Origin of the sequence: Mesorhizobium sp. M4B.F.Ca.ET.214.01.1.1 (assembly GCF_004791545.1) — a bacterium.
Lineage (GTDB): Bacteria > Pseudomonadota > Alphaproteobacteria > Rhizobiales > Rhizobiaceae > Mesorhizobium > Mesorhizobium abyssinicae.
Window position 1 is genome coordinate 236,677 of sequence record NZ_SRUX01000002.1, and the last position, 19,908, is coordinate 256,584.

At 65.0% G+C, this 19,908-nt stretch carries 26 protein-coding genes; 12 read left to right on the forward strand and 14 right to left on the reverse strand.

The features are described from left to right. Positions 1-69: 69 nt before the first annotated feature. Positions 70-732, reverse strand: a complete 663-nt coding sequence (locus tag EN857_RS04420) for a peroxiredoxin (RefSeq protein ID WP_127285725.1) — start codon at positions 730-732, stop codon at positions 70-72. A 148-nt stretch (positions 733-880) separates the two neighbouring features. Between EN857_RS04420 and EN857_RS04425 the strand changes: the two genes are divergently transcribed. Continuing rightward, positions 881-2,602 (forward strand): BTAD domain-containing putative transcriptional regulator, encoded by a 1,722-nt coding sequence (locus EN857_RS04425; RefSeq protein ID WP_127393848.1) that lies wholly within the window; start codon positions 881-883, stop codon positions 2,600-2,602. A 45-nt stretch (positions 2,603-2,647) separates the two neighbouring features. On the opposite strand, the gene EN857_RS04430 is transcribed toward EN857_RS04425, so the two are convergent. Then, positions 2,648-4,525, reverse strand: coding sequence for an ABC-F family ATP-binding cassette domain-containing protein (locus EN857_RS04430; protein WP_127392638.1), 1,878 nt, complete (start codon positions 4,523-4,525; stop codon positions 2,648-2,650). A gap of 138 nt (positions 4,526-4,663) precedes the next feature. Between EN857_RS04430 and EN857_RS34605 the strand changes: the two genes are divergently transcribed. Together EN857_RS34605 and EN857_RS04435 are read left to right on the forward strand one after the other, a co-directional pair. Next, positions 4,664-4,801, forward strand: coding sequence for a hypothetical protein (locus EN857_RS34605; protein ID WP_187331182.1), 138 nt, complete (start codon positions 4,664-4,666; stop codon positions 4,799-4,801). 327 nt (positions 4,802-5,128) lie between these two features. Further along, complete coding sequence (locus tag EN857_RS04435; RefSeq protein WP_127285722.1) at positions 5,129-5,329, forward strand: hypothetical protein; 201 nt, start codon at positions 5,129-5,131, stop codon at positions 5,327-5,329. 60 nt (positions 5,330-5,389) lie between these two features. On the opposite strand, the gene EN857_RS04440 is transcribed toward EN857_RS04435, so the two are convergent. The 4 genes from EN857_RS04440 to EN857_RS34610 all read right to left on the reverse strand — a co-directional run bounded on the left by EN857_RS04440 (position 5,390) and on the right by EN857_RS34610 (position 8,024). Continuing rightward, entirely contained in the window at positions 5,390-5,830 is a 441-nt protein-coding gene (locus EN857_RS04440; RefSeq protein WP_127285721.1) for a MucR family transcriptional regulator, read from the reverse strand. Positions 5,831-5,997: 167 nt separating this feature from the next. Beyond that, positions 5,998-6,201, reverse strand: a complete 204-nt coding sequence (locus tag EN857_RS04445; protein WP_127285720.1) for a hypothetical protein — start codon at positions 6,199-6,201, stop codon at positions 5,998-6,000. After that, positions 6,194-7,183 carry a DMT family transporter gene (locus tag EN857_RS04450; protein WP_245493464.1) on the reverse strand — a complete coding sequence of 330 codons (990 nt, stop codon included), beginning with the start codon at positions 7,181-7,183 and terminating at the stop codon, positions 6,194-6,196. The genes EN857_RS04445 and EN857_RS04450 overlap by 8 nt, the downstream gene beginning before the upstream one ends. 7 nt (positions 7,184-7,190) lie before the next feature. Further along, entirely contained in the window at positions 7,191-8,024 is an 834-nt protein-coding gene (locus tag EN857_RS34610) for a hypothetical protein (RefSeq protein WP_187331183.1), read from the reverse strand. Between the two features lie 111 nt (positions 8,025-8,135). Between EN857_RS34610 and EN857_RS04465 the strand changes: the two genes are divergently transcribed. Further along, the gene (locus tag EN857_RS04465; RefSeq protein WP_127283662.1) at positions 8,136-9,107 is read left to right on the forward strand and encodes a LysR substrate-binding domain-containing protein; all 972 of its coding nucleotides are present in this window, start codon (positions 8,136-8,138) and stop codon (positions 9,105-9,107) included. 303 nt (positions 9,108-9,410) lie between these two features. On the opposite strand, the gene EN857_RS34615 is transcribed toward EN857_RS04465, so the two are convergent. Continuing rightward, positions 9,411-9,578 carry a hypothetical protein gene (locus EN857_RS34615; RefSeq protein WP_187331184.1) on the reverse strand — a complete coding sequence of 56 codons (168 nt, stop codon included), beginning with the start codon at positions 9,576-9,578 and terminating at the stop codon, positions 9,411-9,413. Between the two features lie 137 nt (positions 9,579-9,715). On the opposite strand from EN857_RS34615, the gene EN857_RS34620 reads away from it, so the two are divergent. From EN857_RS34620 to EN857_RS04490, 5 genes are all read left to right on the forward strand, one after another. Next, entirely contained in the window at positions 9,716-9,886 is a 171-nt protein-coding gene (locus EN857_RS34620; protein WP_187331185.1) for a hypothetical protein, read from the forward strand. Positions 9,887-9,962: 76 nt separating this feature from the next. After that, positions 9,963-12,041, forward strand: coding sequence for an ATP-dependent helicase (locus EN857_RS04470; protein WP_127392640.1), 2,079 nt, complete (start codon positions 9,963-9,965; stop codon positions 12,039-12,041). 491 nt (positions 12,042-12,532) lie between these two features. After that, a complete protein-coding gene (locus EN857_RS04480) occupies positions 12,533-12,826 on the forward strand; it encodes a hypothetical protein (protein WP_127392641.1) in 294 nt (97 codons plus the stop codon). 95 nt (positions 12,827-12,921) lie between these two features. Continuing rightward, positions 12,922-13,104: a hypothetical protein gene (locus EN857_RS04485; RefSeq protein ID WP_135858041.1), complete on the forward strand. Its 183-nt coding sequence runs from the start codon at positions 12,922-12,924 to the stop codon at positions 13,102-13,104. A gap of 174 nt (positions 13,105-13,278) precedes the next feature. Next, on the forward strand, positions 13,279-13,581 hold the full coding sequence (locus EN857_RS04490) for a DUF982 domain-containing protein (RefSeq protein WP_127392779.1): 303 nt from the start codon (positions 13,279-13,281) through the stop codon (positions 13,579-13,581). A gap of 92 nt (positions 13,582-13,673) precedes the next feature. Here the strand turns inward: EN857_RS04490 and EN857_RS04495 are convergent, their stop codons facing one another. The 3 genes from EN857_RS04495 to EN857_RS04505 all read right to left on the reverse strand — a co-directional run bounded on the left by EN857_RS04495 (position 13,674) and on the right by EN857_RS04505 (position 15,988). Further along, entirely contained in the window at positions 13,674-14,462 is a 789-nt protein-coding gene (locus EN857_RS04495) for a GGDEF domain-containing protein (protein ID WP_127283668.1), read from the reverse strand. A 210-nt stretch (positions 14,463-14,672) separates the two neighbouring features. After that, positions 14,673-15,260: a hypothetical protein gene (locus tag EN857_RS04500; protein ID WP_127392780.1), complete on the reverse strand. Its 588-nt coding sequence runs from the start codon at positions 15,258-15,260 to the stop codon at positions 14,673-14,675. A 215-nt stretch (positions 15,261-15,475) separates the two neighbouring features. Beyond that, a complete protein-coding gene (locus EN857_RS04505; protein ID WP_127283670.1) occupies positions 15,476-15,988 on the reverse strand; it encodes a DinB family protein in 513 nt (170 codons plus the stop codon). Between the two features lie 261 nt (positions 15,989-16,249). On the opposite strand from EN857_RS04505, the gene bluB reads away from it, so the two are divergent. Continuing rightward, a complete protein-coding gene (bluB, locus tag EN857_RS04510; protein WP_127392781.1) occupies positions 16,250-16,885 on the forward strand; it encodes a 5,6-dimethylbenzimidazole synthase in 636 nt (211 codons plus the stop codon). Here bluB and EN857_RS04515 read toward each other — a convergent pair whose 3' ends face one another. Continuing rightward, a complete protein-coding gene (locus EN857_RS04515) occupies positions 16,886-17,092 on the reverse strand; it encodes a hypothetical protein (protein ID WP_127392782.1) in 207 nt (68 codons plus the stop codon). It abuts the gene before it with no gap. Between the two features lie 169 nt (positions 17,093-17,261). Between EN857_RS04515 and ndk the strand changes: the two genes are divergently transcribed. Both ndk and EN857_RS04525 read left to right on the forward strand, forming a co-directional pair. Further along, positions 17,262-17,684 (forward strand): nucleoside-diphosphate kinase, encoded by a 423-nt coding sequence (ndk, locus tag EN857_RS04520; protein WP_127283673.1) that lies wholly within the window; start codon positions 17,262-17,264, stop codon positions 17,682-17,684. Between the two features lie 180 nt (positions 17,685-17,864). Continuing rightward, the gene (locus EN857_RS04525) at positions 17,865-18,065 is read left to right on the forward strand and encodes a hypothetical protein (protein ID WP_127392783.1); all 201 of its coding nucleotides are present in this window, start codon (positions 17,865-17,867) and stop codon (positions 18,063-18,065) included. A 254-nt stretch (positions 18,066-18,319) separates the two neighbouring features. Here EN857_RS04525 and EN857_RS04530 read toward each other — a convergent pair whose 3' ends face one another. The 3 genes from EN857_RS04530 to moaD form a co-directional block, all read right to left on the reverse strand. Further along, positions 18,320-19,084: a YbaY family lipoprotein gene (locus EN857_RS04530; protein ID WP_127392784.1), complete on the reverse strand. Its 765-nt coding sequence runs from the start codon at positions 19,082-19,084 to the stop codon at positions 18,320-18,322. Positions 19,085-19,162: 78 nt separating this feature from the next. After that, positions 19,163-19,645 carry a molybdenum cofactor biosynthesis protein MoaE gene (locus tag EN857_RS04535; protein WP_127392785.1) on the reverse strand — a complete coding sequence of 161 codons (483 nt, stop codon included), beginning with the start codon at positions 19,643-19,645 and terminating at the stop codon, positions 19,163-19,165. A 4-nt stretch (positions 19,646-19,649) separates the two neighbouring features. Beyond that, positions 19,650-19,907, reverse strand: a complete 258-nt coding sequence (gene moaD / locus EN857_RS04540; RefSeq protein ID WP_127283677.1) for a molybdopterin converting factor subunit 1 — start codon at positions 19,905-19,907, stop codon at positions 19,650-19,652. Position 19,908: the final 1 nt, after the last annotated feature.

Here is a 19,908-nt window from a genome sequence, read left to right on the forward strand (position 1 = left end):
GATGGTTCCTTGGGCGCGCGGCCGGAAAGGGCATCGCCGCTCACCGGCCGCGGCTCACGCGGCCGCGGCTCAGGCGTGCGGCTGCGGGACGATGCGGATGTAGGGCTTGGGCGCCTTCCATCCGTTCGGGTAGATCTTGGCCGCCTCGTCGTTCGACACCGAGCCGGCGATGACGACGTCCTCGCCCTGGCGCCAGTTGACCGGCGTCGCGACCCGGTGTTTCGCGGTGAGCTGCAGGGAATCGATGACGCGAAGGATCTCGTCGAAGTTCCGGCCGGTGGTCATCGGATAGGAGATCAGCAGCTTGACCTTCTTGTCCGGCCCGATGACGTAGACGTTGCGCACCGTCTGGTTGTCGGCCGCGGTGCGGCCCTCCGAGGAGTCGCCGACAGTCGCCGGCAGCATGTCGTAGAGCTTGGAGATCGCAAGCGTCGGGTCGCCGATCATGGGGTAGTTCGGCGCATGGCCTTGCGTCTCCTCGATGTCCATGGCCCAGCTCTGGTGCCGGTCGACGGGATCGACGCTGAGTCCGATGATCTTGACGTTGCGCTTGTCGAATTCAGGCTTGAGCTTGGCCATGTAGCCGAGTTCCGTGGTGCAGATCGGCGTGAAATCCTTGGGGTGGGAGAAAAGGACGCCCCAGGACTCGCCGAGCCAGGAATGGAAGCTGATCTGGCCTTGCGTCGTCTCGGCTTCGAAATCCGGGGCGGTGTCGTTGATGCGGATGGACATGGTGAGTTCTCCTCTGTGAATGGGTTGACGCGGCCATACTGACCGGCCGGCGTTCCTCCACCGTTCCCCGAATGCGCCTTGCCTGTGCCGGCCCTTCCAATCGGCATCGATGCCGGACTATGGTTGGCCGGGGACTTGGGAGACGAAAATGCGCGTAGAGGTGGATTTGCTTGGCCAATTCCGCGTGTCCATCGATGGACGCGCGGCGTCCGCGGCGGCGTGGCGGCGCACGAGCAGCGTGACGCTGGTCAAATTGCTGGCGCTTGCCCGGCGCCATCGGCTGCACCGCGAGCAGGTAATGGACGCACTATGGCCCGACCTCGAACCGGAGGCCGCCGCCGCCAATCTGCGCAAGGCCGTCCACTTCACCCGGCGCGCGCTCGGCGCGCATGACATCATCGCGCTCGACGGCGAAGTCGTGGCGCTGGCGCCGGGCGCTGAGCTCGCCGTCGATGCTGCCTTGTTCGAGGCCGAGGCGACGGCGGCGCTGCAGGCAAACGATCGCGGGGCCACGGAACGGGCGGCCCGGCGCTACGCCGGCGACCTGCTGCCGGACGACCGCTACGCTGAATGGGCGGAAGAGCCGCGCCAACGGCTGCGCGAGCTCTATGTGCGCGTGCTGGAGGCGGCCGGTCTGTGGGAACGCTTGCTGGCGGTCGATCCCGCCGACGAGCGCGCCGCGCGGGCCCTGATGCAGGCGGCACTCGACGCCGGCAATCGCGGCGAGGTCGTGCGGCAGTTCGAGCGGCTGCGCGAAAGCCTGCGCGTCGATCTCGGCGTCGGCCCGCAAGCGGCGACGGTCGCCATCTACGAGAAGGCACTGGCGCTCGGCGGCGCGCAGCCGACCGGGATCGCCGAACGGGTGCGCGGGCTTTTGGCCTGGGGCATCATCCAGCTCAACAGCGGCGACTTCGGCGATGCCGGGCAGAAGGGCGCCGAGGCGCGCACACTGGCGATCGCCGCCGAGCTCGGGCGCGAGGTCGGCGAGGCCAGCGCGCTGATCGGGCTCGCCGCACACATGCAGGGGCAATGGCAGGAGCTTTTCCAGTCCGAATTCGTCGACTGGGTTCGCGGCGCGCCAAGCGTTGCCTCGAACGTCTTCGACGGCCATCTGTGCCTGGCGGAATTCTGCCTCTACCGGGCCGGCGGCCATGAACACATGGCCAAGGCGGCGCGCGAGCTTTTGGGCATCGCCGAGGCCGCCGGATCGGTTCCCGGCCGCGTGCTTGCCTCGCTGATCCTCGGCGAGGCAGAGCTGTTCTCGGGGCGGCTCACAGCGGCGGAGGAGCTGTTGACCAGCGCAGCCCAGCTCAGCGCTGCAGCGCGCGCCCCTTTCGGCGAGGCGCTGGCGCTGCATCGGCTCGGCGAAATCGCGCTGGCGCGCGGCCAGAAATGGCGCGCCGGCCGGCTCCTGCAGAAGGGCTTGCGCCTTGCCGAATCGACATGGCTCGCCCCGCATCTGCTGATCCGCTTCCAGGCGCTGGCGGTCGAGGCGGCGGCGACGCAATCGCAGGCGATGGAGGCGATCCGGCAGGGCGACCGCAGGCTGGCCGAAAAATGCACCTGCCAGCCCTGCTCGATGGGCTTTCGCGTCGCGTCCTCGATCGCGCTGGCCGAGGCCGGGGAACTCGACCAGGCGAGCCGGCGCATCGACGAGGCCGAGCGACTGGCCGGCATGTGGCAAGGCGGACCGTGGGTCGCCGCCGTCTGGGAAGCGCGCGGCGTGCACCGCCAGGCGCGCGGCGAAAGCGACCAGGCCTCCGCGCTGTTGCGCGAAGCGGCCGCGCGCTACGCCGAACTCGGCCGCCCGCGCGACCAGGAGCGCTGCCTGGCGCGGGCGCAAGCGGTTGAAGTGAGGCTGGCGGGGTAGAAGCTGCCAATCTCCCCCTTGTGGGGGGAGATTAGGCTTTCATCCCTACTCCGCGATCCCTTCCTCATATTCCGCCGACATGGTCAGCCACTTGTCCTCGTTCTGCGCCAGCGTCTGAGTGAGTTGCGAGCGCTCCTTGGCGAGGCGTGTCGCGGTCGAGGGGTCCTTCTCGTAGATCGCCGGATTGGCGAGCTCGTCCTCGATCAGGTCGATGCGCTTGCGGATGCGGTCCATCAGTGCCTCAGTGGCGCGGATTTCTTTCGCCAGCGGTTCGAGCGCGGCACGGCGCTGGGCCGCCTCGCGGCGACGGTCGGCCTTGGAGGCCTTGTCGGCTTCCTTCTGTTCGCGGCGATTGGAGGAAACGCCGGTGACCAGCGTCTTGTAATCCTCGAGGTCGCCGTCATAGGGATTGACCGCGCCGTCCTTGACCAGCCACAGGCGATCGGCCGTCGCCTCGAGCAGGTGACGGTCGTGCGAGATCAGGATCACGGCGCCGGGGAAATCGTTCAGCGCATGGATCAGCGATTCACGGCTGTCGATATCGAGGTGGTTGGTCGGCTCGTCGAGGATGAACAGGTTCGGTCCGTCGAAGGCCGACAGGCCCATCAAAAGGCGCGCCTTCTCGCCGCCGGAGAGATCCTTGGCGGCAGTGTTCATTTTCTCAGTCGTTAGACCGAACTGGGCGACGCGGGCACGCACCTTCGATTCCGGCGCCTCCGGCATCAGCCGGCGTACATGCTCATAGGCGTTTTCCTCGGGGCGCAGATCGTCGAGCTGATGCTGGGCGAAGATCGCTACTTTCAGGCCCGGCGCCACCGTCATGGTGCCGGTCTCGGCCTTGAGGCGGCCGGCGAGCATCTTGGCGAAGGTCGACTTGCCGTTGCCGTTGGCGCCGAGCAGCGCGATGCGGTCGTCGGCATCGATGCGCAGCGTCATCTTCTTCAGGATCGGCGCGCCCTCGGTGTAGCCGACATTGACGCCGTTGAGGGCAACGATCGGCGAGGCCACCGTCTTCACCGGCTCGGGGAAGGAGAACGGCCGCACCGTGTCGTTCACGATGGCCGCGATCGGCTTCATCTTCTCCAGCGCCTTCAGCCGCGACTGCGCCTGCCTCGCCTTGGAGGCCTTGGCGCGAAAACGCTCGACGAAGGACTCCATGTGCTTGCGCGCCGCTTCCTGCTTGACACGGCTCTTCTCCTGCAGTTCGCGCTGCTCGGTGAGCTGGCGCTCGAACTGATCGTAGCCGCCGCGCCAGAAGGTCAGCTTCTTCTGGTCGAGATGGACGATGGAGTTGACGGCGCGGTTGAGCAGGTCGCGGTCGTGCGAGATCAAAAGCACGGTGTGCGGATATTTGGAGACGTAGTTCTCCAGCCACAGCGTGCCTTCGAGGTCGAGATAGTTGGTCGGCTCGTCGAGCAGCAGAAGGTCTGGCTCGGAGAAGAGCACGGCCGCCAGCGCGACGCGCATGCGCCAGCCGCCGGAGAACGACGAGGCCGGACGCTTCTGCGCGGCGTCGTCGAAGCCGAGGCCGGCCAGGATGGTGGCGGCTCGGGACTCCGCCGAATGCGCGTCGATGTCGGCAAGCCGCGTGTGGATCTCGGCGATGCGGTGCGGATCCGTGGCCGTCCTTTCCTCTTCGAGCAGAGCCTGGCGCTCGGTATCGGCCTTGAGCACGATGTCGATCAGCGGCTCCTCGGTGCCCGGCGCTTCCTGCGCCACCTGGCCGATGCGGGTGTTTTTGGGCAGGCTGATCGAGCCGGTCTCGGCGGGGAAATCGCCGGTGATCGCCTTGAACAAGGTGGTCTTGCCGGTGCCGTTGCGGCCGACGAGACCGGCTTTGGTGCCGGCCGGCAAGGTCAGCGAGGCATGATCGAGAAGCAGGCGCCCCGCCATGCGCAGCGAGAGGTCGTTGATGATAAGCATGGCCGCGCTTTTGCACGGGACATGAGCGCTTCGCAAGAGCCAGGGCTTTGGGACGAAGGTCACCGGCGATGGGATGGCCGGCTGGTCGCGAAATGCTCGCCGGCTGGAACCAGATGGCGGCCGGAGCGTTTGGGGCCGATGATCCGCTATTTCGCCCTCGCCGTCATCTTCTTCCAGGTCGCCACCACGGCCGCCCTGGCGACGCAGGTGGTGCTGTTTGCTGACAACACGGATGCCGCGCCGCTGCTGGGGGCCGTTGACCTGGCAGGTCAGTGAGCGCTGCCAATCTCCCTTTGACGTAGCGGCGCCTGCAACTTCACGACATGCCATATCGCGCATCGACATTCGTTCGAACACGAATGTTATCGGTACACTGGCGCTTTTCGAGCATTAAGTTGATAAATCAGACAACTTGAAGTTCCGTTCCAACATATATTAGCGCATGGCGTGCGCTTCAGATGCGTGTGGCGCAGAAAAATCTCTTGCCGCACGCGGGATGCTTTGCGAAAATTCGATTTCATTTTCGCACCGATGCTGTGATCTTGGGATCGCGCCATGAGTCGCCGTGGGCGCCAACGATAATTGTATTGGTCAGGAGCCAGGATGGACGAGGCAGCGAAGGATCTGCGCGCACTCAGATTTGTCGCCGACATGACGCGCAAATTGGCAAAGATGCTTTCGCGCACGCGCTACCACATGCTCGTCTATTTTCTCGAAATGACGGCGGTCGAAGCTGAAACCCTGGCCGACGCGCAGGATCCCAAGCTGACACGCGCCCAGAAAGCGCCCGAGCCCAAAAACTGAGTGCGCACAGGCCCGGTCCATCCCGATGATGCCGGGATGGCGCCGGGCGAGGCCAGAAAATCAAACCTTCTTGCGCTTCGCCACCTTGGCCGGCTGAGCCGCCGGCTTGCGGCCGAGGCCGGAAGATTTGGCCAGCGCCGACCGGGTCGCCGAATAGCTGGGCGCCACCATCGGATAGTCGGGCGCAAGCCCCCATTTGGCGCGGTATTCGTCCGGCGTCAGGCCATGGTCGGTGGCGAGGTGACGCTTCAGCGACTTGAACTTCTTGCCGTCCTCGAGGCAGACGATGTGGTCCGGAAACACCGAGCGCTTCGGATTGACGGCCGGGTTGAGCACCGGCGCCTCCTTGGCGGCGGCAACCGAGCTCAGCTTGCGCACCGAGGCGCTGACGCTGGCGATCAGATCCGGCAGACCGGAAGCCGGAAGCGGATTGTTGCCGACATAGGCCGAAACAATGTCGGCGGTTAGTTCAATCGCGGTCTTGTCGTCGATATTGTGCAATTTTTTTCCCTCTGCCGATGATCAAGTCACCAGCTCTAGTTGTAGACTTTTGATGATGTATCGATTTTGACCGTGCTCCCCAACGGACCCATAGAGTCAATAAACCCTGCAGACTCAATACGGGGCGATATTTTCATGGGCGACGGCAGCCGCGCAATTTAGAAAATCTAATACTTGGAAGCAGCAGACTTGGATAGGCCGGTATCAGCCAAAATTTCGAGAATACGCTTCCAACGGGCACAACGACCGAAATCTTTCTGCTCAATCGCCTTTTCCGCCTTCATCGCGGCGTAAAGCGGCGCCTCGGCGCCGAATTCCTTCACCAGCCAATGCGCTTCCTGTCTGGCGCGGCGTTCGTCCTCGTCAAGCATGGTTCCCGGCCTCCGGACCTTCGATGCCCACCGCAATGCAACTGCCGATGACAAGGACGGCGCCGGCGATGGCCGTCATCGTCAGCGTTTCGCCCGACAGCGCCAGAAGGAGAGTCGAGGCGATCGGCGTGAGATAGGCGGCAACCGCAACCTTGCCGCCCCGGTCGAGCTTCAGCGCCCGCGACCAGAAGTAGTAACCGAGCCCCATCGGGCCGGCGCCGAGATAAAGCCCGGCAATGAGATAGGTTCCGGCCTGCCAGGCGACGCCGTCATGCAGGCACCAGGCAAAGGTGAGGACCACGCCGGCCACGGCCGACGGCAGCAGGAACCGGTCCGGCGGGGTGGCCACGCGACCGACGAAGATCGAATAGAAGGCCATGCACAGCGCCGAACCGAAGGCGGCGAGATAACCGACAAGATTGCCCTGGAACAAGGACTGCTCGCGGCCTCCGGAAATCACCAGGGCCACGCCGACAAAGCCGAGCGCGGCGGTGACGCCGAGCAGCGCGGGGCGACGCGGGCTGTCCAACACGATCAGCGCGGCCGCCACCATCAGCGGCCAAGTATAGGCGACAAGATTTGCCTCGATGACCGGCATCGAGGCGAAGGCGATGTATTGCAGGACCATGGTGCCGACGAGGCCGATGAAGCCGACGGCAAAGGCAGCGAGGTTGGTTGTCTCCCCCTTCTCCCCTTGTGGAAGAAGGTGGATTGGCGCGCGGCGCTTCAGCCTGATCAGCGCAAAGACCAAGGCGGCGCCGGTGAATTGCAGGAATTGCACCAGCGATACCGGATGATTTTCAAGCAGCGACTTGCCGACCAGCGCATTGGTCGACCACAGCGCCACCGCGCCGGCGGCGAAGGCCAGCGCGGCCGCGGGGGCCGCTCCATCCCGCAGGACCCGGGATGGGGTCCTGTCTTCCTGCCTGGCCATGACCTGTTCCGAATGCTGGATCAGCGAAGCAAGCCGGTTTCCGCCCATGGCTTCACTACCATGATTCCCTGGCGCCGCCGGCGACGGTTTCCGCGGCCGGCTGCGGGGCGGGATGCTCCTCGGCAAAACGGCGGTAGGCCGGCAGCTGGTTGTTCCAGACGTCGTCGGCAAGCTCATTCACCCATGCACGATCGTGGTCGTTGTCGGCGGCGAGGTAGAACATGCGGTTATCGTCGACATAGGGCTTTGCGACCGAGCGCTGGTTGAGCACCAGGGTGACGCGCGAGCCGAGCTGGATGGGCGCGGTGCGATGCAGCACGCCGAGGAACTGGCCGAGCGTGGCGTAGTTCATCTTGTGGTCGATGCGCATGATGCGGTTGCGCGGGATCTCGCGTCCGGATTCCAGGATCGCCCGTCCGGTCTCGGAATCATCGCAATAGATCTCCAGATGACCGCCGATCAGCGGATCGCTGATCGACAGCGGGATGAGCTCGGTGACCGGCACGCCGTCGCAATGCCATTCGACGGCGCCGTCCTTGGGATTCATGAAGGTGACCGTCGAGCCGACGATCGACAGCGGATAGGGCTCGAGCTTGGTGCCCATCATGTCGGAGAGCCGCTCCAGGCGCAGCTTGTCGTTCAGCAGTTCCTTGATCTCGGGAATGTAGCGGTCGGCGCCGGTGATGAAGGTGAGATCCAGATGCTTGTGCACGGCATGGCTGGACTTCAGCTTCAAGGCAGCCTCCTCGATCGCGGCAAGCAGCGCCGGGTCGTAGCCGTGCAGATACTGGGCGACGCCGAAACTCGACACTTTCCAGGCGGTGTCGTGGCCGATGATGGCTTCACGGCTCATCGCACAACGCAGTTCGGGGATGGTGTGGGCGTTCATTCTACTTCTCCAGCGTGGGGGCAACACTTGGTAAACAGTCGATTAATCCGCCCACCCCTGTAAATTTAGGAATGCTGGTGCTACCCTAAGCCCAGCTTAAGGTCGAAAACGGTGCGTCTGCTCAGTCAGGTCAACCTCAATTCGCTGAAAATCGTCGAGAGTGCTGCCCGGCACGGGAACTTCACGCGTGCCGGTGAAGAACAGTTCATCACCGCTTCCGCCGTCAGCCAGCGCGTCAAGAGCCTTGAGGACCAGCTGCGCTTCAAGATTTTCCAGCGCGGCGGCAACGCGGTGTCGCTGACGCCGGAAGGCGAGACCTATGTGTCGCGGGTGCGCGAAGCTCTGGAGCGGATCGTGGCGGCCAGCATGGAAGCGACCGGGCAATCACAGGCGCATGTGCTGAAGATCTCGGTGCTGCCGACCTTCGCTGCGCGCTGGCTCTTTCCGCGCCTGCCGCTGTTCCAGCGGCAATATCCCGATATCGAAATGCGGGTGTCGACCTCGTACGCCACGCATGAGTTCGCGACCTCGGAATACGACCTGGAGATCCGTTACGGCGACGGCAGCTTCCCCGGCCTGCAGGCGGACCTGCTGTTCAAGGAAGATTTGACGCCGGTGTGCAGTCGCAAACTCTTCCACGAGATCCTCGGCGACAAGCCGCTGTCGAAGGTCACGCCGGACGATCTCAGGCATTTCACGCTGCTCCACTCCGACACCTGCACCCAGAATTGGCAGTCGTGGCTGGGCTTTGCTGGGGCGAGCTTCGTGCTCGGCGAGACCAAAAGCATCTATTTCGATTCCTGCATGATGTCCTACGAAGCGGCCAATGCCGGCATGGGTTTTGCCGTCGCCAACCGCGCCTATATGGCCAGCGACATCCGCGCCGAGCGGCTGGTGGCCCCGTTCGCGGTCCACCACCCCAACACCGCTGGCTGGTACTTCGTCAGTCCCGACACCCAGCACGCGGCACGCAAGGTTGTGCTGTTCAAGCAATGGGTGATGGCCGAAGCGGCGATGACCCAGCGCCAGCTGGATCAGGAGATCGAAGGCGTGCCGGTGAAGCGCGTCGCGGCGATGGCTTGAGGCACTCGCACAGGCTTCTTCGATAAGCCATGTGCCCGATCAGGTACAAATGACGACCTCCCGCCGCAACTCTGGGTTTTTGTTGTAGATTTCACACAATAGGCGGAATTTCCGCCGGATTTCCCCCACTTCCAGCAGTCTTCCCCAACCTGCCCCCCTGACCTAGCGGCAAGACTCAGCTATGATCTTTCTTGCGGCGGGCCTGACTTTCCCGCTTGGCCGGCGCTTTTCAGCTTCCTCCCAAGCAGCGCCGGCCTTCTTCTGTGCAACAGCTGGCCAGATTTGCCTGAACTGCGCCGTGCCTCACTGTGCCGGCTGCGTTCCCTGCTGGTCACCGCCGGTGGTCGACTTCGGCACCGGGTTCTTGTCGACCTGCGGGTTCTGGTCGACGGGCGCCTTTGTCGGCTGGACGCTGTTGTCGCAGGCGGCGAGCGCGAGCCCCAAGGCCAGCAGCATCGGAAGCTTCATCATGACAACCTCCTCTCGTTCGCCCCTGAGGGCAAACGAGACGATGGCGGTTTGGTTGCACCGCGAGCCAGGTCGGATGAGGCGCCGGCGGAACAAAATGCCCCTCTCCCCGGTTGGTCCGCTGGAAGGAGCTTTTGATCATGATCCGTCTGCTGATTGTTGGCCTGTTCGCCTATGTGACCTATCGCTTCGCCAAGAAAGTCATCGACGAGGTGCCCGACGGCTTCGAGCCACTTCCATTGCAGGATGATGATGAACGCCGGTCGCTGCGACGTCAGTCGGTGGCGATGGGTGCCGAGCCACGGCGGTAGGCAAACTGCCACTTTTGGCGGAGATTGGCAGCGTCGCCACCATTGCGAACAAAGCGGAAACGATGCTTGATGGGCGATGAACCTCGCCCTCCGTGATTCGCCCTTGCGGCCAGCCTATCTCGACAAGCTCAATGCCGAACAGCGGCTGGCGGTCGAGCATGGCGACGGCCAGGTCGCGGCGCCGCTGCTGGTCATCGCCGGCGCGGGGTCGGGAAAGACCAGCACGCTGGCGCATCGCGTGGCGCATCTGATCGTCAAAGGCGCCGATCCGCGCCGCATCCTGTTGATGACGTTCTCGCGCCGAGCCGCCTCTGAAATGGCCAAGCGCGTCGAGCGCATCGCCGGCGAGGTGCTGGGGCGCGACGCTTCCGTCATCGCTGACGCGCTCTCCTGGGCCGGTACCTTCCACGGCATTGGCGCCCGGCTGCTGCGCGACTATGCACTGGAGATCGGCCTCGATCCCGCCTTCACCATCCATGACCGCGAGGATTCCGCCGACCTGATGAACCTTGCCCGGCACGAGCTTGGCTTCTCCAAGACGGAGAGCCGTTTCCCGACCAAGGGCACCTGCCTGCAGATCTATTCGCGCGCCGTCAACGCGCAGGCGCCGCTCGGCGAGGTGCTGGGCGGTGTGTTCCCATGGTGCGCCGGCTGGGCAGAGCAGTTGAAGGACCTGTTCGCGGCCTATGTCGAGGCCAAGCAGGCGCAGAACGTACTCGATTACGACGACCTCCTGCTCTACTGGGCGCAGATGGCGGCCGAGCCGGAGATCGCGGCGCATCTCGGCGGCCGCTTCGACCATGTGCTGGTCGACGAATACCAGGACACCAACCGGCTGCAGGCCTCGATCCTGACGGCACTGAAACCCGACGGCGCCGGCCTGACGGTGGTGGGCGACGACGCGCAGTCGATCTATTCGTTCCGCGCCGCGGAAGTGCGCAACATCCTCGACTTCCCCACGCAGTTCGCCCGGGCAGCGGCAATCGTCACGCTGGAGCGCAACTACCGCTCGACCGAGACGATCCTGGCGGCGGCCAACGCGGTGATCGGGGAGGCCGCCGAGCGCTTCACCAAGAACCTCTGGAGCGAGCGCAGATCGTCCGAAAAGCCGCTTCTGGTCACCGTACGCGACGAGGCCGAGCAGGCAAGCTATGCCTGCCACGCGATCCTCGCCGAGCGCGAGGCCGGCACGGCGCTGAAGTCGCAGGCCGTGCTGTTCCGCGCCTCGCATCACAGCGGGCCGCTGGAGATCGAGTTGACCCGCCGCAACATCCCCTTCGTCAAGTTCGGCGGGCTGAAGTTCCTCGATGCCGCCCATGTCAAGGACATGCTGGCGGTGCTGCGCTTCGCCGAAAATCCGCGCGACCGCGTCGCCGGCTTCCGCGTGCTGCAGCTTATGCCGGGCATCGGGCCGTCGGCGGCCGCGCAGATCGTCGAGACGATGGCGACGTCGCTCGACGAGGCGATGGGGCTCGCCCGCTACCGGCCGCCGCAGCGAGCGGCCGAGGATTGGCCTTCCTTCCTGGCGCTCTACGAAGGCCTGCGCGCCGGCGCGAAATGGCCGGCCGACCTTGAGCGGATCCGGCTCTGGTACGAACCGCATCTCGAGCGCATGCACGAGGATGCAACGATGCGCCGGGCCGACCTCCTGCAGCTCGAGCAGATCGCGTCCGGCTACCCGTCGCGTGAGCGCTTCCTCACCGAACTGACGCTCGACCCGCCGGACGCCACCAGCGACGAGGCAGGCCCGCCGCACCGCGACGAAGACTATCTGATCCTGTCGACCATCCATTCCGCCAAGGGCCAGGAGTGGAAGAACGTCTTCGTGCTCAACACCGTCGACGGCTGCATCCCCATCGACCTCGGTGTCGGCAGCAAGGAAGACATCGAGGAGGAACGGCGCCTGCTCTATGTGGCGATGACGCGGGCCAAGGACAGGCTGCACCTGGTCATGCCGCAGCGCTTCTTCGTGCACGGCCAGGCGGCGCGCGGCGACCGCCATGTTTATGCCGCGCGCACCCGCTTCATCCCGGCCTCGTTGCTCTCCGCCTTCGAGCAGACGTCCTGGGCGAGCGTGCAGGCGAAGGACGATCCGCGCCGGCGGCCTGAGGTCAAGGTCGACCTCGGCGCGCGCATGCGCGGCATGTGGAAATAGGCCCGCCGCCCGCGGCCGTTTCCTTTGCCGGCAACCAAAGCCCGGACCTGGCGTTAACCCGCATTGACGTGGAGCGCGACGATGGACCCTGTAGCGGCGGCGGCAATGATCCTGCTTTCCTGCAGCCCGGACATGGCATCCTGCCATCCGGGAGAGGCACGGCCAGTCGTGTACCGGGACATGGCTCAGTGCTCCGCCGCTCTGCCCGACAGGCTACGCGGAAACGGCATGATAGGCAGGTGCCGGCCTATTGATGCGGCGACAGCCAGAAGCGGTGCCAACGGCAACCAGTTGGCGACCGTGCGCGTCACGCGAGGAACCGGCGCCAACGCCGTTTCGACGGACTACCTCGTCCTCCATGCCCCGGACTGACCAGCCTTCATCGTCGCTGGCCTCCTCACGAAACGTATCAGCACGCCCCTCCATCGCGATGGAACCATCAGCCAGCGGGCGGGTTTCCGTAAGCAAGACCTAATGCAAAGGAGACGGATATGAAGAACGTTGTTCTCGCCGCCATGCTTGGCATGGCCACGCTGGCGCCGGTGACGGCTCCGGTGCAAGCGGCAAGCCTGACCATCACCACCGACAACGGCACGCGCTATAGCGATGATTACTCCTGGCGCCGCCATCATCGCCACTATGCGATGCGCGATTATGACCGTGACAATCGGCGCCACTGGCGTCGCGACCGCGACCGCTGCCATGTCAGGGTGCACAAGCGCTGGCACCACCACCGCCTGGTGATCAAGCGGGTGTGGAGCTGCGGCTACCACCGAGGCTGGTAACGTCATGGGCGTGGCGCGAACCGTGGCTCCAGGGCGAGCTTCGGTGAGCGCCTGTCCGACGTTTTGTCGGACTCTGCTTTAGCGGGAGGGTGTAAATGCGTTTCGTTCCCGCCACCATGAGCCGGCGACAACGGCTTGGCCAGTTAGCCGGGCGGCTGTTCGTCAATGTCGTCGCAGCGCTTATCGCCGGCGTCGCCATTCTCTTGCTCGTGCTTTCGACCCACCATCCGGGGTCGCCTAGCGCGCCGCCCCAGATCCTCACGACCACGGCGCCGTAGCAGCGGCCCGGCTTGCGCCTATCGAAGGCAACGCCCTGGTGCCCCTGGTGCCCCGCCTTATTCTCCCTAACCCCCAAAATCATGGAACCTCCCGCCCCTTCCCGCGTTCTCTGGCGTTCGACCCCCGATCGGAAACCGGCGCCCGCCGACCTCCGCCCAACCCAAGAGGCCAGAATGCACGACAGGATGTTCTTCACCCCGGTCGCCCTTACCGTTGGCGCCGGCCACAAGCGCATGATCGCGTCGCTGTTCGACATGCATGAATTCCTGACCGAATTCCCGCCGTCGCGGCGGCGGCTGAGCTATGGCGCCGCGGTGAAGGCGTGCGAAGCGGCGCGAGCCGGCGAGATCTCGCCCGAGGCGGCGCGCGATGCGCTGATCACCTTCGCGGTGACGGCAGGCATCCTCTGGCCCGCCGCCCAGCCCGCCGTCTCGGTCAAGCCGGTGGCGCGCAGCTTCGGCGGCTATGCTGCGTAAAGTGAATAGCGAATAGGGAATAGCGAGTAGGGAAGGCAATGCATGCGCCAGCCGGCGCAACGCTATTTGCTACTCACTATTCGCTACTCGTCTCAATGGACCGTCGCGGCGTCATCGGTCAGCGGGCCAAGCAGCGCGACCGTTGCGAAGCTGACCTGGTCGCGGCCGTTCGACTTTGCCTTGTAAAGGTGACTGTCCGCCGTCCGGTACATGTCGGCAAATGTAGCGGGACCGTTGAAGGCGACGCCGCCGATGCTGACCGAAAGCGGGCAAGGCCGGCCGTCGGGGGAGAACTCCACCTCGCGGATGCGCCGCCTGATCCCTTCGGCGACCAGCCAGGACTGCGAGGCGTCGGCGCCGGGAAGAAAGACCGCGAATTCCTCGCCGCCGATGCGCCCGACAATGTCGGCGCCGCGCAACTGGCCCTGGATCGTCTTGGCGATCAGCTTCAGCGCCTGGTCACCGCAATCGTGTCCGAGGCGATCGTTGATGGTCTTGAAATGGTCGGCGTCGACGATGAGGAAGGCGCCGGCATCGACGACCGCCTGGCTGCGCGCCTGATCGAGGTAGGCCTCGACCAGCATCGAGAAGGCGCCGCGATTGAACACCGCCGTCAGGCTGTCGGTGGCCGCGACGATGCTCAGCTCCTTCTGGGCGACGGCAAGCTGGCGCATCTTGAACATCAGGAAGAAGAAGAACGACCCCGCCAGCACGAGCGGCAGCAAGAGGTCCGTCATCTGCGCGCGCCACAGGGCGTCCGGCGACAGCAAGGGGAAATTGTAGGAATCGACGAAGAAGGCCGCGGCGATGCAGACCGCCGTGCCGACCACCGTGACTGCAATGACCCTGCCCCAGCTCGTCGGGGACAAATCGATGCGCATTCTATTGCTCCCGCTGCGTCAGGCCATCCTGCGTCGGGAAGGCAAACGAAATCCTAATATTAGCTTCGCCTTTCTTGAACGTGGTTAACCGCCCTCGAAAGGTCCTCGGCGGTCGGCACCCAAAAGCCCGCCACCGGGATGGCAAGGGGTGGCGGGCTTCCGACTGCTGGCCGTCGTAAAGTCTCGCGGCCGGTTCAGGCGCCGGACTTGTCAGCGGCGGGCGATCAGCAGGCAGAGCTGGCGCAGGTCGCGGTCATAGGTGCCTTCGCTGCTCAGCACGTCGACGCAGCGCTTCTTCATCCGCGCAAGCTGGCCGCTCGACATGCTGGCGACGACGCTCGACAGGCCCAGCGTGCCGGCAGTCGCCGAAGTGCCGGGGATGCCAGGAACCCCTGACGTTCCAACCCCGATACCTGTGTTGGCGCTGGTACCGCCGAACGTCGTCCCTATGGCGGCGTCGACACCGTTGCCGGTGCCCAGGGACGCGTCAGCGCCCGCACCGCTGGTGCCGCCCAGGGACACCGTAGCCGCTCCGCCGCCTCCGCCGATCAAGGCATTGCCATTGGCGCCATTGGTGCCGCCGATCGAAGCGTTGGCGCTGGTGCTGCTGCCGCCAAAGGATGCATTGCCATTGGCCCCGCTGGGGCCGCCCGCATTGGCGCTGGCTGCATTGCCGCCGACCGAAACGCCGCCTAGGCCACCAAGGCCAACTTCGGCCGCACTCGCAGGAAAGGCGAGAATAACGACGATCGTTCCGCCCGCAAATGCTCTGGAGATTTTCCGAACGATACTGGACATGACACTCTCCCTTGTTGCCCTTCTGGTTCCTGCGCTGCAACGTTGTGGCAAAAATCGACAATGTTGCTCGCGCATCAAGGGCTACGCTTGGAGATGCATTCCAGTTTCAACGCTCGTTCTGCCGTCGCGAGTCTTAGTTTTTGAACATTTCACAAAAAGTAGCGCTTTATTCTAAATATTTAGACATTTCTAATATAGAAACCCCAGCCGCGGAATCAGGCATAGGCGCGGCCTTCCTCGCTGCGCTGGAACCGCACCAGATCGAGCGGCACGGAAGGTCGGCCAAGCACGGTCAGGATCATGTGCGCATGGCCGCGATGGTGGGTCTGGTGGTTGAAGAAGTGGCTGAGCGCCGGCGCCAGCCGCTGCGAGACGGTGCGCATGTCGGAAAGGGTCATGTAGGAGAAGCGGCCGGCGAGCGCCTTGTCGCTCATGCCTTCGATCCAGCCGATGATCCTCTTGTCCTCCGCCTCGCGCGCCAGCCAGAGCACAGGCAAGGCGCGGTGGAGGATCGCGTCGGTCCTCGAAGGAGCATCGCCCTCGCCGGTGAAGCGCTTCATCCAGATGCGGTCAGCGGCCAATAAATGGTTGAGCGTCCCCGCCATCGAGCCGAAGAAGGCGCCGACATCCCTTTCGAATTCTTCGTCCACGAGGTCGGCGGCAGCCTCGTAGATGCGGCCGTTGGCCCATTGGTTGTAGGCCGCAAACATCATGAAATGCTGTTTCATCTCTCCGGCCCCGCTGCGTTAGGTTCAGGCCTACCTAAACCCTCGAAGGATTCGATTCTAGGGGAGTAAGGCAGCATGGCAGTAAGGCAGTATGCTGGGCCGCTGAGGTCGCCCCCGGGAAACGCTGCCCTGCAGCCCTCCCCCGAAATGCGACAAAGTGGACCCGCCTGCGTCGTTTCGCGCGCCTCATGGCCGCCTTGATCGGGGCAAAGAAGAAGCAGCCGGCAGACCCGGCTAACACAATGAAGGCAGCACGGCGGCATGGTACCAGCCCCGGATTTTTCCGACGAATTTCGTCTCGGGCTTGTCAGCCTGATGCAGTGGCGCCGCGATGTCAGGCGCTTCAGGTCGACGCCGCTGCCCGACGGCACGCTGGAGCGGCTGCTGGCGCTGGCCGCTGTCGCGCCGTCCGTCGGCCTCAGCCAGCCCTGGCGCTTCGTCGTGGTCGACAGTTCCGAGCGGCGCGAAGCGGTGAGAGGCACGTTCGAGCGCTGCAACGCGGAAGCGCTGCGCTGCTTTTCCGGCGAGCGCGCCGCGCTCTACGCCCGCATGAAGCTCGCCGGGCTTGCCGAGGCGCCTTGTCAGTTCGCGGTCTTCGCCGACCGCACGACGGCGCAGGGCCATGGGCTCGGCCGCCTGACCATGCCCGCCACCATCGACTATTCGGCGGTCATGGCGGTGCATACGCTGTGGCTGGCGGCGCGGGCGGAAGGCATCGGCATGGGCTGGGTGTCGATTCTCGATCCGGCCGAAATCGCCGCCCTTCTCGACACGCCGCCGGAATGGACATTGATCGGCTATTTCTGTCTCGGCTATCCCAGCGAACAGGACTGCGTGCCGACGCTGGAGCGCGAGGGCTGGGAGCAGCGGCGCGCGCCGGTGGTCCTCAAGCGGTAATCACTTCGCTCCGTCCCTGTCGACGAGCTTGACGCAGATCGGGTCGCCCTGCTCCATGCGGGCGCATTGCCATTCCGGGCCGAAACCGAAATTCTCCCTTGGCCCCAGCCCAGGAAAGACCAGCAGGACAAAGAGGGCGACGCCGACAAACACCGCCACGAACAGGATGCCGGCGATATCCCCGCGTCTGAGGTAAGGCCAGTTCATCGTGTGCCGTGCCCGGCTCCTTCGCTCTTGACCGCACGCCGCCATTGTCGCGCAAAGCGCCGTCCTTGGCCAGAACGCCAGCGGGTGGGCGCCTCCCCTTGGCAAGGCGCCATGCGGCTTGTATAGAGCCCGCCACCTCCAATTCCATTCTCACCACAAGGACGACCCAATGGCGATCGAACGCACCTTTTCCATGATCAAGCCGGACGCGACCCGGCGCAACCTGACCGGCGCCATCACCCAGATGCTGGAAGATGCCGGCCTGCGCGTCGTCGCCTCCCGCCGGGTGTGGATGAGCCGCCGTGAGGCCGAGGGCTTCTACGCCGTGCACAAGGAACGCCCGTTCTTCGGCGAGCTGGTGGAATTCATGTCCTCGGCGCCGACCATCGTGCAGGTGCTGGAAGGCGAGAACGCGATCGCCAAGAACCGCGAAGTGATGGGCGCCACCAACCCGGCCAACGCCGCCGAGGGCACCATCCGCAAGGTGCATGCGCTGTCGATCGGCGAGAATTCGGTGCACGGCTCCGACGCGCCGGAAACCGCCGCGCAGGAAATCAAGTACTGGTTCTCGGACACCGAGATCGTCGGCTGAACCGTTCAGCACGACGCAGGAATGAAGGCGGCAGCCGGCCGGTCCGGCGCCGCCTTTTCGATTCCAAGGTAGACAGGCCCATCTGGAGCGCTAACTTGATGTCATCGGCGATAACTGACCAAGGGCATCGCCGGCTGTGAGCGAGTATCGCGCTTCCGCCCTTCCACCAGGAAGCGGGCGATGATCGATCCCAAGGTTTCCACGAGCGGCATTGCCTACCCTGACGACCTTGCCTTGCTGAAGCGGGTCTATGACCGCATCTGCCAGGAGCGGGGCATCGGCGCCGGCAGTGCCGAAGCCGCGGATCTGGCGGCGCAAGCGATGGCGCTGTTTGCTGCCGGCGTCTTCGACGAAGACGAGATCAACCGCAGCCTGTCCTAAGACGAGTAGCGCCCGCCTGGATGCCCCGCCGCCCCTCGCGGCGGGTTCCCGTCACTTCGGTTGGCGGTCCTTCAGATTCGCATGCTCGTTGGCCGCCTCCGTGTCCGCCGCAGGCGTCCGCGTGTCGGCGCCTACAAACGGACGGCCCTGCCCGGGGGCGAGGTCGCCGCCAGGATGGCGCAGAACCAAGCTGAAAAACCTGTGATGCTTCGCGCGCCCTCTGTCACCCCAGTCCCATACGAAACTGTCGAGGACTAACTCGCCGCGTTGAAGCGCAGTATGACGCGGTCGTCCTTGTCGGCGATGATGAGCTTGCCGGCGTCGATATGGTAGGAGGCGGCCTTGGCGAGCGCCTCGAACAGCGCCTTCTCCTGCGCCATCACCTCCGGGGCGCAGGCCATGTAGGTCGAGCCGATGTCGCTGATGGCGATCTTTTCGCCGTCCACCTTGGCGGTGGCGAAATAGGCGTTGCAAGGACCCTTGCCGCCGGCCTTGCCGGCCTCGCCGACGCGGAACGTCGCCTGCGGCTGCGAAATCACGCCGATGCCGTCGATATATTCGATCAGCCAGCTCTGGCCGAGCAGCGCGTCGGCCGGCGCATCGCTCGACGCCACCATCTTCAGCATGATGCTTTGCGGCCTGTCGCTCAGCGGATCGACCCGGTGGCGCGTGTCGGTGGTGAAGAGCAGCTTGTCGTCGACGGTGATGCGCGCCTGCAGCGCATAGGTCATGTTCGGCCGGATCACCTGCGGGTCGAAGCCGATCTCGAACCTGATCGGCACCTGACCGGCGGGCGCAACCTTGCGCTCGCCGATGATGGCTGCCGGCGCATCGGCCAGCGACACGTCCGCAAGCTGGACGGAGAGCACGGCATTGGGCGGCAGCGCGATGCGCTCGCGGTACGTCGCCTCGCCCTGCAGTGTCTTCTCGGCGGCATCGGGAAGTTCCGGCACTGCAAGCACGCCGACGACCAAGGGCACCAGGCCGAAGATGAAGAATTCCGCGATCCTGTCCAGCATGACCCAGCTCCCCTAGGTTGCGCCAGCAAGGGGAAGAATCCTTCAGGATTGCGGTCAATGCATGGCCACGGGGCGGATTTAATCGGCCGGCTTGGTCGTCCAGCGGCTGGCCGCCTCGTCGTCGGCCTCCTTGGCCTCGACCCAGCCGCCCTCGGAGCCGTCGGCATGATGCTCCTTCTTCCAGAAGGGAGCGCGCGACTTGAGGTAATCCATGAGGAAATTCGCCGCCTCGAATGCCGCATGGCGGTGGGCTGAGGCAGCCACCACCAGCACAATGTTCTCGCCGGGCGCGATCCTGCCGTGACGATGGATGACGGTCAGCCCCTGCAACGGCCAACGTTCGATCGCCTCGGCGGCGATGCGGCCGATCTCGGCCTCGGCCATGCCGGGATAGTGCTCGAGCTCGAGCGCCGAAAGCGCCCCCTGCTCGTCGCGGCAAAGGCCGGAGAAGGTGACCACGGCGCCGATGTCGGCACGCCCCTTGGTCAGTCCGGCAATCTCGGCGGCGACGTCGAAATCCTGCGCCTCGATGCGCACGGTCGGCCGCACGGCGCCGGGCACGGTTTCAGCCCCCGGTCATCGGCGGGAACAGCGCGATCTCGCGCGCGCCCGCGATCTTCTCGCGGTGGCCGACATGTTCCTGGTTGATGGCGACGCGGATGACGTCGGGAAACTGCAGCGCGTTCTCGTACTCCTCGCCGCGCGACTTCAGCCAACGCAGCAGGTCGGCCACCGTCTCGATGCCGGCTGGAAGTTCGACATCCTCCTCCGGCTTGCCGATCCGTTCGCGCACCCAGGCGAAATAGATGAGCTTGGTGGCCATC

What these genes read in the sequence shown, in the direction of transcription:
- EN857_RS04490 (WP_127392779.1), top strand. Translation starts at nt 13,279, where the DNA reads ATGCACGACAGGATGTTCTTCACCCCGGTCGCCCTTACCGTTGGCGCC.
- EN857_RS34615 (WP_187331184.1), bottom strand. Translation starts at nt 9,578, where the DNA reads ATGATGAAGCTTCCGATGCTGCTGGCCTTGGGGCTCGCGCTCGCCGCC.
- EN857_RS04505 (WP_127283670.1), bottom strand. Translation starts at nt 15,988, where the DNA reads ATGAAACAGCATTTCATGATGTTTGCGGCCTACAACCAATGGGCCAAC.
- EN857_RS04515 (WP_127392782.1), bottom strand. Translation starts at nt 17,092, where the DNA reads ATGAACTGGCCTTACCTCAGACGCGGGGATATCGCCGGCATCCTGTTC.
- EN857_RS04480 (WP_127392641.1), top strand. Translation starts at nt 12,533, where the DNA reads ATGAAGAACGTTGTTCTCGCCGCCATGCTTGGCATGGCCACGCTGGCG.
- moaD (WP_127283677.1), bottom strand. Translation starts at nt 19,907, where the DNA reads ATGGCCACCAAGCTCATCTATTTCGCCTGGGTGCGCGAACGGATCGGC.
- EN857_RS04430 (WP_127392638.1), bottom strand. Translation starts at nt 4,525, where the DNA reads ATGCTTATCATCAACGACCTCTCGCTGCGCATGGCGGGGCGCCTGCTT.
- EN857_RS04420 (WP_127285725.1), bottom strand. Translation starts at nt 732, where the DNA reads ATGTCCATCCGCATCAACGACACCGCCCCGGATTTCGAAGCCGAGACG.
- EN857_RS04525 (WP_127392783.1), top strand. Translation starts at nt 17,865, where the DNA reads ATGATCGATCCCAAGGTTTCCACGAGCGGCATTGCCTACCCTGACGAC.
- EN857_RS04530 (WP_127392784.1), bottom strand. Translation starts at nt 19,084, where the DNA reads ATGCTGGACAGGATCGCGGAATTCTTCATCTTCGGCCTGGTGCCCTTG.
- ndk (WP_127283673.1), top strand. Translation starts at nt 17,262, where the DNA reads ATGGCGATCGAACGCACCTTTTCCATGATCAAGCCGGACGCGACCCGG.
- EN857_RS04485 (WP_135858041.1), top strand. Translation starts at nt 12,922, where the DNA reads ATGCGTTTCGTTCCCGCCACCATGAGCCGGCGACAACGGCTTGGCCAG.
- EN857_RS04470 (WP_127392640.1), top strand. Translation starts at nt 9,963, where the DNA reads ATGAACCTCGCCCTCCGTGATTCGCCCTTGCGGCCAGCCTATCTCGAC.
- bluB (WP_127392781.1), top strand. Translation starts at nt 16,250, where the DNA reads ATGGTACCAGCCCCGGATTTTTCCGACGAATTTCGTCTCGGGCTTGTC.
- EN857_RS34605 (WP_187331182.1), top strand. Translation starts at nt 4,664, where the DNA reads ATGATCCGCTATTTCGCCCTCGCCGTCATCTTCTTCCAGGTCGCCACC.
- EN857_RS04495 (WP_127283668.1), bottom strand. Translation starts at nt 14,462, where the DNA reads ATGCGCATCGATTTGTCCCCGACGAGCTGGGGCAGGGTCATTGCAGTC.
- EN857_RS04445 (WP_127285720.1), bottom strand. Translation starts at nt 6,201, where the DNA reads ATGCTTGACGAGGACGAACGCCGCGCCAGACAGGAAGCGCATTGGCTG.
- EN857_RS04450 (WP_245493464.1), bottom strand. Translation starts at nt 7,183, where the DNA reads ATGGGCGGAAACCGGCTTGCTTCGCTGATCCAGCATTCGGAACAGGTC.
- EN857_RS34610 (WP_187331183.1), bottom strand. Translation starts at nt 8,024, where the DNA reads ATGAACGCCCACACCATCCCCGAACTGCGTTGTGCGATGAGCCGTGAA.
- EN857_RS34620 (WP_187331185.1), top strand. Translation starts at nt 9,716, where the DNA reads ATGATCCGTCTGCTGATTGTTGGCCTGTTCGCCTATGTGACCTATCGC.
- EN857_RS04500 (WP_127392780.1), bottom strand. Translation starts at nt 15,260, where the DNA reads ATGTCCAGTATCGTTCGGAAAATCTCCAGAGCATTTGCGGGCGGAACG.
- EN857_RS04425 (WP_127393848.1), top strand. Translation starts at nt 881, where the DNA reads ATGCGCGTAGAGGTGGATTTGCTTGGCCAATTCCGCGTGTCCATCGAT.
- EN857_RS04435 (WP_127285722.1), top strand. Translation starts at nt 5,129, where the DNA reads ATGGACGAGGCAGCGAAGGATCTGCGCGCACTCAGATTTGTCGCCGAC.